The sequence below is a fragment of the Streptomyces sp. NPDC003691 genome, assembly GCF_053981115.1.
Genome location: NZ_JBSFNQ010000152.1, coordinates 1 through 10,985, shown reverse-complemented (window position 1 = coordinate 10,985; position 10,985 = coordinate 1). Strand labels below are relative to the sequence as shown.

The 10,985-nt window shown below is 71.5% G+C and carries 13 protein-coding genes and 1 pseudogene; 8 read left to right on the top strand and 6 right to left on the bottom strand.

The features are described 5' to 3' along the window. Nucleotides 1-344: 344 nt before the first annotated feature. Both ACWDR0_RS33480 and mca read right to left on the bottom strand, forming a co-directional pair. Complete coding sequence (locus tag ACWDR0_RS33480) at nt 345-593, bottom strand: hypothetical protein (RefSeq protein WP_456355596.1); 249 nt, start codon at nt 591-593, stop codon at nt 345-347. 1 nt (nt 594) lies between these two features. Then, nucleotides 595-1,476 carry a mycothiol conjugate amidase Mca gene (gene mca / locus ACWDR0_RS33475; protein WP_456355595.1) on the bottom strand — a complete coding sequence of 294 codons (882 nt, stop codon included), beginning with the start codon at nt 1,474-1,476 and terminating at the stop codon, nt 595-597. A 106-nt stretch (nt 1,477-1,582) separates the two neighbouring features. Here mca and ACWDR0_RS33470 point away from each other — a divergent pair, with 106 nt between their 5' ends. Further along, nucleotides 1,583-1,987, top strand: a complete 405-nt coding sequence (locus tag ACWDR0_RS33470) for a DUF4307 domain-containing protein (protein WP_456355594.1) — start codon at nt 1,583-1,585, stop codon at nt 1,985-1,987. Nucleotides 1,988-2,255: 268 nt separating this feature from the next. Next, nucleotides 2,256-2,753: a transcription elongation factor GreA gene (gene greA, locus ACWDR0_RS33465; RefSeq protein WP_456355593.1), complete on the top strand. Its 498-nt coding sequence runs from the start codon at nt 2,256-2,258 to the stop codon at nt 2,751-2,753. 274 nt (nt 2,754-3,027) lie between these two features. Here the strand turns inward: greA and ilvA are convergent, their stop codons facing one another. After that, the gene (gene ilvA, locus ACWDR0_RS33460) at nt 3,028-4,266 is read right to left on the bottom strand and encodes a threonine ammonia-lyase (RefSeq protein ID WP_456355592.1); all 1,239 of its coding nucleotides are present in this window, start codon (nt 4,264-4,266) and stop codon (nt 3,028-3,030) included. 169 nt (nt 4,267-4,435) lie between these two features. Here ilvA and ACWDR0_RS33455 point away from each other — a divergent pair, with 169 nt between their 5' ends. From ACWDR0_RS33455 to ACWDR0_RS33440, 4 genes are all read left to right on the top strand, one after another. Then, a complete protein-coding gene (locus ACWDR0_RS33455; RefSeq protein WP_456355591.1) occupies nt 4,436-4,939 on the top strand; it encodes a MarR family winged helix-turn-helix transcriptional regulator in 504 nt (167 codons plus the stop codon). 515 nt (nt 4,940-5,454) lie between these two features. After that, on the top strand, nt 5,455-5,901 hold the full coding sequence (locus ACWDR0_RS33450) for a sigma factor-like helix-turn-helix DNA-binding protein (RefSeq protein ID WP_456355590.1): 447 nt from the start codon (nt 5,455-5,457) through the stop codon (nt 5,899-5,901). After that, entirely contained in the window at nt 5,898-6,149 is a 252-nt protein-coding gene (locus ACWDR0_RS33445) for a hypothetical protein (protein WP_456355589.1), read from the top strand. Before ACWDR0_RS33450 ends, ACWDR0_RS33445 begins: the two co-directional genes overlap by 4 nt. Before the next feature lie 177 nt (nt 6,150-6,326). After that, nucleotides 6,327-6,518, top strand: a complete 192-nt coding sequence (locus ACWDR0_RS33440; RefSeq protein ID WP_456355588.1) for a DUF1059 domain-containing protein — start codon at nt 6,327-6,329, stop codon at nt 6,516-6,518. A gap of 331 nt (nt 6,519-6,849) precedes the next feature. On the opposite strand, the gene ACWDR0_RS33435 is transcribed toward ACWDR0_RS33440, so the two are convergent. Beyond that, the gene (locus ACWDR0_RS33435; protein ID WP_456355587.1) at nt 6,850-8,013 is read right to left on the bottom strand and encodes a cystathionine gamma-synthase; all 1,164 of its coding nucleotides are present in this window, start codon (nt 8,011-8,013) and stop codon (nt 6,850-6,852) included. A gap of 141 nt (nt 8,014-8,154) precedes the next feature. Here ACWDR0_RS33435 and ACWDR0_RS33430 point away from each other — a divergent pair, with 141 nt between their 5' ends. Together ACWDR0_RS33430 and msrA are read left to right on the top strand one after the other, a co-directional pair. Beyond that, complete coding sequence (locus ACWDR0_RS33430) at nt 8,155-9,267, top strand: hypothetical protein (RefSeq protein WP_456355586.1); 1,113 nt, start codon at nt 8,155-8,157, stop codon at nt 9,265-9,267. Between the two features lie 236 nt (nt 9,268-9,503). Then, the gene (msrA, locus tag ACWDR0_RS33425) at nt 9,504-10,217 is read left to right on the top strand and encodes a peptide-methionine (S)-S-oxide reductase MsrA (protein WP_456355585.1); all 714 of its coding nucleotides are present in this window, start codon (nt 9,504-9,506) and stop codon (nt 10,215-10,217) included. A gap of 13 nt (nt 10,218-10,230) precedes the next feature. Here msrA and ACWDR0_RS33420 read toward each other — a convergent pair whose 3' ends face one another. After that, on the bottom strand, nt 10,231-10,701 hold the full coding sequence (locus ACWDR0_RS33420; protein ID WP_456355584.1) for an NUDIX domain-containing protein: 471 nt from the start codon (nt 10,699-10,701) through the stop codon (nt 10,231-10,233). Between the two features lie 2 nt (nt 10,702-10,703). Next, nucleotides 10,704-10,985: pseudogene (locus ACWDR0_RS33415) on the bottom strand (XRE family transcriptional regulator); the annotation flags it as partial.

Here is a 10,985-nt window from a genome sequence, read left to right as displayed (position 1 = left end):
AGACCGATATCGCGGAACTCCTGGTCCGGCGGGTCGCGGACACCATCGACGCCCCCGCGGCACATCACGGCGCATCACGGCGTATGCCGGACCGCCGCCCGGCAGGCACCGTACGGCGTCAGGGCCCGGGCGGCGGCGCGCCGGGCCGCCCGGGGCGGGGCGCGCCGAACCCGGGCGGACGAGAAACGGCCTGCGGGTGTACGGGGGCGCCTGCGGGCGCGGGGCCGGCGCCCGGCCACCGCTCGCCGACCAAGCACCGGACCGGGGCCGCCTGCGGGTGCGGGACCGGCAGCCGGTCCCGCACGCCTTCACCCGTCCACGAGCCGCACGCCGCGCCCCGCGCGCTACGCGGTCTTCGCGGAGGCTCCCGCTCCGGTCTCCGGGGTGTCACCGGCCTGGGCGTCCGCCGTCGGCTTGTCCTCGAAGTTCACCCGGTCCATGTGCCGTGTCATGGACCTCATCAGGAACCACACGCCGACGGCGAGTCCCGCGAAGACCAGGAAGCCGAGCACACCGGGGGTGACCTTGTTCTTGTCCAGCTCCTTGGCGAACTCGGCCGCGTGCATCATTGCCAGATTTGCGCTAGGGGTCATATCAGGCATTGTCGCGGATGCCCGCGAAGAGGTCGTCCTCGGGGAGGGAGGTAGCGACGAGCGACTTCGCCAGCTCGTACTCCTCGGTCGGCCAGACCTCCTTCTGGAGGTCCAGCGGAACCCGGAACCAGCCGCCGTCGGGGTCGATCTGGGTGGCGTGCGCGATCAGCGCCTTGTCGCGGATCTCGAAGAACTCGGCGCAGGGAACGTGCGTGGTGAGGGTGCGCTCGACCCGCTCGAACTCCTTCCAGCGCTCCAGCCACTCCCCGTAGGGCGACTCCAGTCCGCGGGCGAGCAGCGCCTCGTGCAGCGCGACCGTACGCGGACGGTTGAAGCCCTGGTTGTAGTAGAGCTTCTGCGGCTGGAAGACCGGGCCGAACTCGTCCTCCGGGAAGCGTCCGGCGTCCGCGGCGCCCTCGAAGGCCACCATCGTGATCTTGTGGGTCATGATGTGGTCGGGGTGCGGATAGCCGCCGTTCTCGTCGTAGGTGGTGATCACCTGGGGGCGGAACGTACGGATGGAGCGCACCAGCCGCCCGGCCGCCTCCTCGACGTCCTCCAGGGCGAAGCAGCCTTCGGGCAGCGGCGGCAGCGGGTCGCCCTCGGGCAGCCCGGAGTCGACGAAACCGAGCCACTCCTGCCGGACGCCGAGAATCTGCCGCGCCTCGTCCATCTCCCGGCGGCGCACCTCGTGGATGTTGGCCTCGATATAGGCGTCGCCCTGGAGCTTGGGGTTGAGGATGGAGCCGCGCTCGCCGCCCGTGCAGGTCACGACCAGCACGTCCACCCCCTCGGACACATACTTGGCCATCGTCGCCGCGCCCTTGCTCGACTCGTCGTCGGGGTGGGCGTGCACGGCCATCAGTCGAAGCTGCTCAGTCAAAACGGGATCCTCAGTGATTGGTCGGTCGGCACGGCTTCTATAGTGACCGAATCGGGAGGAGGAAAATTCCGGCCCTCCCGAGACGGACCGTGCGGAAGGAATCACCATGAGCGGCGTGCGCGAGCAGTTGCCCGAGGCCCGGTACGGGCGCTCGGCGGACCAGCGCTCCGACCGCCGGCTCAAGATCCTCGGCGCGGTGCTGGGAGTGGGCTTCGTGGGCATGGTCGGCTGGTTCGGCTACGACTACATCGCCGAGCAGAAGATCAGCGCCGAGCTGATCAAGTTCGATGTCACCTCGGACTCCGAGGTCCAGGTCCACTTGGAGATCCGCAAGGACGCCGACGCCACGGGCACCTGTACCGTGCGCTCGCGCTCGGCGGACGGTGCCGAGGTCGGGCGGCTGGACGTGCCGGTGGAGGCACCCGGGGAGCGCCGGATCGACCAGGTGGTCAAGATCCGCACGCTGGCGAAGGGCACGACGGCCGAGCTCGTCCAGTGCGAAGGCAGCTGACGCACACCGCGCGGGAGTAAGCCGAAGGAAGCAGCCGCGCGGCGCGCTTCCCGCCGGGACCGGAGTGGTCCAGTGACGTTCATCGGAAAAACCCATCGCACCGTTCGACTGCGGATCATTCGCTGACCTGCGTTGATGCGATTCTGATGCCTTTTGTTCTCCCCCTTTCAGCACGAAATTGTTAGGGTCGTGGTTTCGCCCTCCCGTAGAGGCACATGCTTCTGGGTAGGGCGAAGCTTTGTATCCCATGTACCGACGAGGAGCACCTGTGACCCAGACCAGCGAGAACGTCACCTGGCTGACCCAGGAGGCGTACAACCAGCTCAAGGCCGAGCTGGAATACCTGTCTGGTCCCGCGCGCACCGAGATCGCCAAGAAGATCGAGGCGGCTCGCGAGGAGGGCGACCTGCGGGAGAACGGCGGGTACCACGCGGCCAAGGAGGAGCAGGGCAAGGCGGAGCTCCGGGTCCGGCAGCTCACCCAGCTCCTGGAGACCGCGAAGGTCGGCGAGGCGCCGGCCGACGACGGCATCGTGGAGCCCGGCATGGTCGTGACGATCGCCTTCGACGGCGACGAGGACGACACCCTGACGTTCCTGATGGCCTCCCGCGAGTACGCCAGCTCGGACATCGAGACCTACTCGCCGCAGTCGCCGCTCGGCACCGGCGTCAACGGCAAGAAGATCGGCGACACCGCGGAGTACGAGCTCCCGAACGGCAGTAAGGCCTCGGTCAAAATCCTCAACGCCAAGCCCTACACCGGCTGAGCCGTCCGCTCGCCCCTCGACCGATGCCCCCGCGGCCCCGCCGCGGGGGCATCGGCGTACCCGGACGGCGGACGCGGGCTGCCGGGCGCCGGACCCGACTACTCGACGGCGGACCCGATTGCCTGACGGCGAACGCGGCTGCCCGACGGCGAACCCGACTGCCGGAGGGTGAACGCGGCCGCCGGACGGCGAACCCGACTGCCGGACGGTGAACGCGGCTGCCGGGCGAGGGCCGGCGCACACCGGGCGTCACAGTCCGGCCGCGCGCCGCGGGTCAGCCCATCACCGTGACCGCGTACCCCTCCGCGCGCAGGGCCGCGGCGACCTCGTCGCAGTGGTCGGGGCCCTTGGTCTCCAGCTGGAGTTCGACCTCCACCTCCGTCAGGCCCAGTCGGGGGTCGGTGCGGACATGGCTGACGTCGAGGACATTGGCGTCCAGCACCGAGAGGGTGCCGAGCAGGGCCGCCAGGGCGCCGGGGCGGTCGGTGAGACGGAGGCGGAGGGAGAGATAGCGGCCGCCGGCGGCCATACCGTGACGGAGGATGCGCTGGAGCAGCAGGGGGTCCACATTGCCGCCGGAGAGCACCGCGACCACCGGGCCCGCCGAGAAGGCGGCCGGGTCGCTCAGCAGGGCCGCCACGGGGCTCGCGCCCGCCGGTTCCACCACCAGCTTCGCCCGTTCCAGGCAGAGCAGCAGGGCGGAGGAGAGTTCGTCCTCGGAGACCGTACGGACCTCGTCGACCAGCTCGCCGACGATCCGGAACGGCAGCTCGCCGGGGAGCCCCACCTTGATTCCGTCGGCCATCGTCACCGGGGCCCGCACCGGCACCGGGCGGCCCGCGGCCAGGGACGGGGGGTAGGCCGCCGCGCCCTCGGCCTGTACCCCGACGATACGGACGTCGGGCCGGACCGCCTTCACCGCGACCGCGATGCCCGCGGCCAGACCGCCGCCGCCGATGCCGACGACGATCGTCCGCACCTCCGGGCACTGCTCCAGGATCTCCAGGCCCACCGTGCCCTGCCCGGCGATCACATCGGGGTGGTCGAAGGGATGGATGAAGACTGCGCCCGTGGTCCGCGCGTACTCCTGCGCCGCGTCCAGCGTCTCTTCGATCACCTGGCCGTGCAGCCGTACGTCCGCCCCGTAGTCGCGGGTGGCGGCGACCTTCGGCAGCGGTGCGCCCTGCGGCATGAACACGGTCGCGCGGACCCCGAGCAGCGAGGAGGCCAGCGCGACCCCCTGGGCGTGGTTCCCGGCGGAGGCGGCGACCACGCCCGCGGCCCGCTCCTCGGGGCGCAGACCGGAGATCCGGACATAGGCGCCGCGCAGCTTGAACGAGCCCGTGCGCTGGAGGTTCTCGCACTTGAGGTGGACGGGGGCGCCCACCAGGGCGCTCAGATGACGGCTGCCCTCGACCGCGGTCGTCCGGGCCACCCCCGACAGCATCTTCTGCGCCCCCCGGACGTCGTCGAGGATGACCGGGCGAAAGGTGTGACGCGGACCGAAGCTCATGACCCCCAGTCTCGCAGCTCACGGGGGCGCGTTCCGCCCGGCCGCGCCCCCGCCGGATGCGCGCGTACCGCTTCTCCGCCGGTTTTCTCAGGCCCCGTACGGACCGCCCCGGGGCCGCGTACTCTGTCCCCCACCAATCGACCGCTCCCGCACGAGAGAGCCCTTTGCCATGCCCACTTCTCAGGACATGACGACCCGTCTAGAACCCGGTCTCCTCGATGCCCTCCAACACCAAGTGGCCCTCTTCGCACGGCGTGCGGAGCAGACCCGTCTCGGCGGAGTCGGACAAGTCCGCAATTCGATGGACCGCGCGGCTTATCTGCTGCTCAACCGGCTGGACCGGGAGGGTCCCATGGGCGTGAAGGCGCTCGCGGCCGGTATGGGCATCGATTCGTCGACGGTCACCCGCCAGGTGGCGCCCCTCGTGGACACCGGCCTGGTCAAGCGGACCTCCCACCCCGAGGACGGCCGCGCCGTCGTCCTTCAGCTCTCCCCGCGCGGGCAGGCCCGCCTGGAGGAGGTCCGCTCGTCGAGGCGGGCGCTGATGGCACAGGTGACGGATGGCTGGTCGGACTCCGAGAGGGAGTCCTTCACCTCCTTGCTGACGCGTTTCAACCGGGCGCTGTCCGCCCGCCAGACGGGGACGGAGGTGCCGCCTCCGGCCACGGGCTGAGCCGCCCCTCAAGGCCCCGTACCCCCACCTCCCCGGCCTGGCGTCCGTCCGCACACCGACGACGGCCGTACACGCCCCCACTCATCCGTACGTATTCCTTCCCGTACGGTTCCTTCCCGTACGGCGCGCCCCGAGCGCACTGTCAGCGGCGGCTTCGCGGCCGAGCCCGCGCACCGGCGATCCGACCCTGGTACGCCGACCACCTGGGTCCGCCGGTCGTCCGGCCCGGCCGCGCGCCGCGTTTCCCATCGCCCCCGTCGCGATCCTTTCCGGCCCTTTCTCCGCCGTTTCCCGCCGTTTTCCCCGGGCTCCCGAGGACTTTCCGGCCCGTTCCGGCGTCCCGTCCTCGTTCCGTCCTCCATTCCGTGTTCCGTCCGCCATTCCGTCCGCCGCCGCCGTGGGCAATGCCCGGCGATGCCCGCCGGCGCCCGGCAATTCCCGGCAGCACCAGGCAGTACTCGGCAGTACTCGCCTACGTATTGACCCCGGCCGCGCGTCTGCCTCTAGATGAGGAGGTGAGCGAGGAGCGGGCGGCGCGGGTGCGCGGCGGCCGTGCCCGGGGGTTCGAGTCCTTCGTCGCGGGCGCGGGCGCCCGGCTGCTGCATGCGGCGACCCTGCTGACCGCGGAGACCGCGGACCGCAATCCGCGCGCCCGGCAGCTGCTGGTCTCCGCGCTGGCCAGGACGTACGCCGAATGGGACCGGCTGCGTGACGAGGATCCCTACGACCACGCCCGCCGGGAGCTGGCCGGCCGTTTCGCCCTGGGCGCCTGGCGCTTCCGCCGGGCGCACGGCGGGGTGCTGGGGCAGTTGCGCCCGCGGGAGCGGCTGGTCCTCGTACTGCGGCTGTACGAGGGAGTGCCGGAGGAGCAGACCGCGGCGCTGCTCGGGCTCTCCCCCGAGCGGATCCACGCGGTCTGCCACCGGGCGGTCGCGACGGTGCACACCCCGGGGGCGGCATGAGCGGGCAGACCCGCAAGCAGCAGGACGTCCGGCGGATGCTGGCCGCCGCGCCCGCGGTGCTGCCGCCCGATCTGGCCCGGGCGGCGATGGAGCTGGGCAAGCGGGTCGCCAGAAGGCGGCGTACGGCCCGGGCGGTGCTCTGGCTGCTGGTGTTCGCCCTGATCACCGGGCTGGTGCTGTGGACGGCGGTGGCGGAGCCGTGGAGCAGTCCGCCCCGGGAGACCACGCCTCCCGTCGAAGGCATCTGACCGTCAACGGCATCTGACCGGGGAAGACGTCCGGCCGGGGAGGACATCCGCCCGGACGGCACCGCCTCCGTGCCGCGGCGCGGGCACCCCGTAGAGCTTGGGGAAAATATTCCCTTTGCCCGGCTTCACCCTGCCTATCCTGGAACAAGCGGAGTACGGACGTCCAAGGAGGTCGTCATGACCAGGAAAGTCGCCGACTGCCGCAGGTTCCCCAGCGAGTCGGGCTGCACCCTGACCATCACCGGTGAGGAGGACGAGGTCGTCCGCGCGGCCACCGAACACGCGGTCTCCGTGCACGACCACGACGACTCTCCCGAGCTGAGGGAGCAGATCCGGGGAATGCTGGAGGACGAGAAGGTTCCCGCCTGATCCGCCGGGACGGCATGGCCCGGCAGACCGGCGGACCGGCGGACCGGCACGCCCCGACGGGTTCCACCCCGGCAGGTTCGCACCTCGGCAGGTTCGCCCCACGGACAGGTTTACGCCCCGGACAGGTTCGCGCCCGGTCCGCGGGACGCCGTAGCGGCCGGGCGCGCTGCCGGGCGAGCACCCGGAGAGCTTCGGCGCCCCGCCCGGGCCCGCGGGCAGCCGGGCGTGGCGCGACGGACGCCTGCGGGCCCACCCCGCCAGGCGTTACCGGGCGGGTCGGCGTCCACGGGCCGAACGGCCCTCAGGGCCCGGCGGGCGTCACCGGCGGGGGTCAGCCCAGTGCCTGCTGGAGGTCGGCCAGCAGATCGTCGACGGCCTCGATACCGACGGAGAGCCGCACCAGGTCCGCCGGGACCTCCAGCGCCGATCCGGCCACCGAGGCATGGGTCATCCGGCCCGGGTGCTCGATGAGCGATTCCACCCCACCGAGGGACTCACCGAGCGTGAACAGGCGGGCACGGTCGCAGACGTCGACGGCGGCCTGCTCGCCGCCCTCGACCCGGAAGGAGACCATTCCGCCGAACGCCTTCATCTGCTTGGCGGCGGTCTCGTGGCCCGGGTGGTCCGGCAGCCCGGGGTAGAGCACCGAGGTCACCCGCGGGTGGCGGGTGAGCATCTCGGCGATCCGGCCCGCGTTCTCGCTGTGGCGGTCCATCCGGACCGGCAGCGTCTTGATGCCGCGCAGCACCAGCCAGGAGTCGAACGGGCCCGCGACCGCGCCCATCGCGTTCTGGTGGAAGGCCAGCTCTTCGCCGAGGGCCTCGTCGGCGGCGACCAGGGCACCCCCGACCACGTCCGAGTGGCCGCCCATGTACTTCGTCAGGGAGTGGACGACGACGTCCGCGCCGAGCGCGATGGGCTGCTGGAGGTAGGGGCTGGCGAAGGTGTTGTCCACGACGAGCCGGGCGCCCGCCTGGTGGGCGATTCCGGCGACGGCGGCGATGTCGGTGATGCCCAGCAGCGGGTTGGACGGGGTCTCCACCCAGATCAGCCGGGTCTTCGGGGTGATCGCGGCCCGCACGGCGGCCGGGTCGGAGGTATCGGCGACGGACCACTCCACGCCCCAGCGCGCGACGACCTTGGCGAACAGCCGGAACGTGCCGCCGTAGGCGTCGTTCGGAATCACCACATGGTCGCCGGGCGACAGCAGGGTGCGCAGCAGGCAGTCCTCGGCCGCCAGCCCGGAGGCGAAGGCAAGCCCGCGGCGGCCGCCCTCCAGCGCGGCGAGGTTGGTCTCCAGGGCGGTGCGCGTCGGATTGGCGCTGCGGCTGTACTCGTAACCGCCGCGCAGCCCGCCGACGCCGTCCTGCTTGTACGTCGACACCTGGTAGATCGGCGGCACGACCGCGCCGGTCAGCGGGTCCGCGGTGTTCCCGGCGTGGATAGCGAGGGTTTCGAGGTGGTGGTGGGGGTGGCTGTGCTGGTCGTCGCTCATGAGGCCCGAGAGTAGCCCCGCCGCAAGCAGTCGGCGCCCGCCTGTGGACAACCCGCACGTTGTGGACAACTCGATGCCACAATCCGGGGAACCCGGCGGGCGGGCGGATTCGCTTCCCGCGGGGTCCGGGACAATGGGGGCATGGAGATTCTCTGGTTCCTGATCGCGACGGGCATGCTGTTCGTCGTCGTCGCATCGTTCGTACGCCGCCGCAACAGCGGCGGGGGCCTCCGGGTCGTCGACCCGCGCTCGCCCGATGCGGCCGACCCCGAGGCCTACGGCTTCCTCCGCCAGGAGGAGCAGGACATCCGGCTGCCCGGCCCCGACCAGGATCTCCTCGACGTACTCAACGTGGTCCAGCAGACGCAGAGCTGGCGGGCCGCGTCCCAGCTGCTCGCGGACACCCCGGCGGCCGGCGAGGTGCGCTGGCAGCGGGTGCAGGCGTTCGCGGGCGCCGCGGCGCTGGAGCTCCAGCAGCGGCCCGGGGCCGGCGGCGCCTGGCTGCGGGCCTGGCGCTCCGAGGCCCCGGAGGACCCGGGCGCCGCGCAGGTGCATGCGCAGTTCCTGGTCCAGCAGGCGTGGCGGTCGTCCGCCGTCGGCGAGGCCGACTTCCGGATGATCCTGGAGGAGGCCCAGACGGTGTGCGCGGAGGCCGCCCGGCTGGCCCCGAAGGACCCCGTTCCGTATATCACCGAGCTGGCGGTCGCCCGTGGTCTGGGCTACAGCCACGAGCGGTTCGACCTGCTGTGGGCCGAGGTCATCGACCGGGCGCCCGCGCATATGGGCGGCCATCTCGCGGCGCTGCCCTATCTGAGCGAGAAGTGGCACGGCTCCCGGGAGGAGGCGGACCACTTCGCGACCACGGCTGCGGCCCGCGCGCCCCGGGGATCGCTGCTCGCCGCGCTGCCGCTGTTCGCGGTGTACGAGCACATCCCCGAGCTCGTGATCATGCAGAACTTCCACGGGAGCGCGGTGGTCTCGAAGGCCGTCGACGGGGCGCTCTACGCGGTCCACTCGGCCCGTCCCGAAGACCCGATGCTGGCCCAGGTCCGCCATCTGCTGGTGCTGTTCCTGATCCGCTCCGAGCGCTGGGCCGAGGCGATGGCCCAGCTCGTCCATGTCGACGGCCATGTCGGAGCCATCCCGTGGACCCTGGACGAGGACCCCGCGGCGGAGTACACCCTCTACCGCAATCTGGCCGTGGCGGGCTTCGAGGCCAACGGCGGCACCCCGGCGATGCTGGGCGGCGCCTGACCGGCCCGGGGCCGGTCAGGCCCCTCCGGGCCGCTCGGCCCCCGGCGCGGACCCGGCCGTAACCGGCCCACCCCGTCCCGTATGCCCTCGCCCCTGCCCCTACCGTCCGGGTACCCGGGCCCCGGGCCGTCGGCCCGCGGAACGGCGGGAGCGGGGTCCCGAGGGCATGATGCTCCCGGAATGTCCGCCGCGTCTCCGGCGTTCAAGGGATACCGACCTCCGAAGGAGGAGCACGCATGTTCCTGTCCCGCCGTGTCCCCGTCCTCCCCACCCCCGAGGAGGCCCTCCCGGGCCGCCCCTCCCCCGCCTTCTCCGTCCCCGACCGCCATACGGTCCTGGGGAACGCCCTGCAGGGCCCGTATCCGGAGGGGCTGGAGGTCGCGGACTTCGGTCTGGGCTGTTTCTGGGGAGCGGAGCGTAAGTTCTGGCAGACCCCCGGCGTCTGGACCACCCTCGTCGGCTATCAGGGCGGCCACACCCCGAACCCGACCTACGAGGAGGCGTGCTCCGGCCTCACCGGCCACACGGAGGCGGTCCGCGTCGTCTTCGACCCGTCGGCCGTCTCGTACGAACAGCTCCTGAAGGTCTTCTGGGAGTCCCACGACCCCACCCAGGGCTTCCGCCAGGGCAATGACGTGGGCACCCAGTACCGCTCCGCGGTCTACACCCACTCCCCCGCCCAGGCCGAGTCCGCGGCCGCCTCCCGCGAGGCGTACCAGAAGGTCCTCACCGGCTCCGGCTACGGCACGATCACCACGGAGATCCTCCCGGCGAACGGCCGCCCGTTCTATCCGGCGGAGGCGTATCACCAGCAGTATCTGGACAAGAACCCGGCGGGCTACTGCGGCATCGGCGGCACGGGCGTCAAGCTGGGTGACCCGTTCGAAACGAACTGGGGCGCCTCATGCCCGACGGGGCTGACACCGGCTCCGGGGACCGAGGAGAAGTAGGCCCGGACGGCCTTCAGCCCAGGTAAGGCCGCTCCCGGTGCTCAAGGAAGTGCTGGATACGGAGCTGCTGGGTGTGGTGCATGGGAAGGTCCGCAAGGTCCTCGGGCGCGATGAACCGCAGTTCGGTGGACTCGTCCGAGATGGCGAGTTCACCACCCGTGACGCGGGCAGTGAAACAGATGTTGAACTGCCTGCGGACCTCGCCGTCGCTGTAGACGATCACGTGACGAGGGTCTGTGTACGTGCCGACCAGTCCGGTGATTTCGACCTCCAACCCGGTCTCTTCCGCAATCTCACGGACAGCCGTACCGGGCAGGGAGTCCGTGATCTCCATCCCGCCGCCGGGCAGGGCCCAGAGTCCGCTGTCCCGGCGGCGCTGGAGCAGGATCCGTCCGCCGTCGTCGGTCACCACGGCAGAAGCCGCCACGACCAGGCTGTTGGGCTCGGGCGCGTCGGGGTCGTCGTAGTACTCCGTACGGGACAAGATCACTCCTCAGGGACCGGGGTTGCCGTGGCCCAGACGGCTTCAAAGCTCTGAGCGTAGGTGCGGAAGGGGCCGCCCACTCCACTGCGCCGAAGGTGCCATATGGGAGCGGCGTAGGCGTTGACGCCCCAGACGTGAGCATTGACCAGTAGCTGGTCATCGGCCCTGTACAGGGAGTTGTAGAGGGTCGTGCCGTGGGTTCGGATCTCGATGCCCGGCACATGGACCAACGGCTGGTAGTGCATGAGGGCGAGGCTGCACCTCGTCTCGATTCCGTGCCCGAA

Excerpts from the sequence above, each read along its gene's own strand:
- ACWDR0_RS33480 (WP_456355596.1), bottom strand. The coding sequence starts at position 593 with ATGACCCCTAGCGCAAATCTGGCAATGATGCACGCGGCCGAGTTCGCC.
- ACWDR0_RS33470 (WP_456355594.1), top strand. The coding sequence starts at position 1,583 with ATGAGCGGCGTGCGCGAGCAGTTGCCCGAGGCCCGGTACGGGCGCTCG.
- ilvA (WP_456355592.1), bottom strand. The coding sequence starts at position 4,266 with ATGAGCTTCGGTCCGCGTCACACCTTTCGCCCGGTCATCCTCGACGAC.
- ACWDR0_RS33455 (WP_456355591.1), top strand. The coding sequence starts at position 4,436 with ATGCCCACTTCTCAGGACATGACGACCCGTCTAGAACCCGGTCTCCTC.
- ACWDR0_RS33445 (WP_456355589.1), top strand. The coding sequence starts at position 5,898 with ATGAGCGGGCAGACCCGCAAGCAGCAGGACGTCCGGCGGATGCTGGCC.
- ACWDR0_RS33440 (WP_456355588.1), top strand. The coding sequence starts at position 6,327 with ATGACCAGGAAAGTCGCCGACTGCCGCAGGTTCCCCAGCGAGTCGGGC.
- ACWDR0_RS33435 (WP_456355587.1), bottom strand. The coding sequence starts at position 8,013 with ATGAGCGACGACCAGCACAGCCACCCCCACCACCACCTCGAAACCCTC.
- ACWDR0_RS33430 (WP_456355586.1), top strand. The coding sequence starts at position 8,155 with ATGGAGATTCTCTGGTTCCTGATCGCGACGGGCATGCTGTTCGTCGTC.
- msrA (WP_456355585.1), top strand. The coding sequence starts at position 9,504 with ATGTTCCTGTCCCGCCGTGTCCCCGTCCTCCCCACCCCCGAGGAGGCC.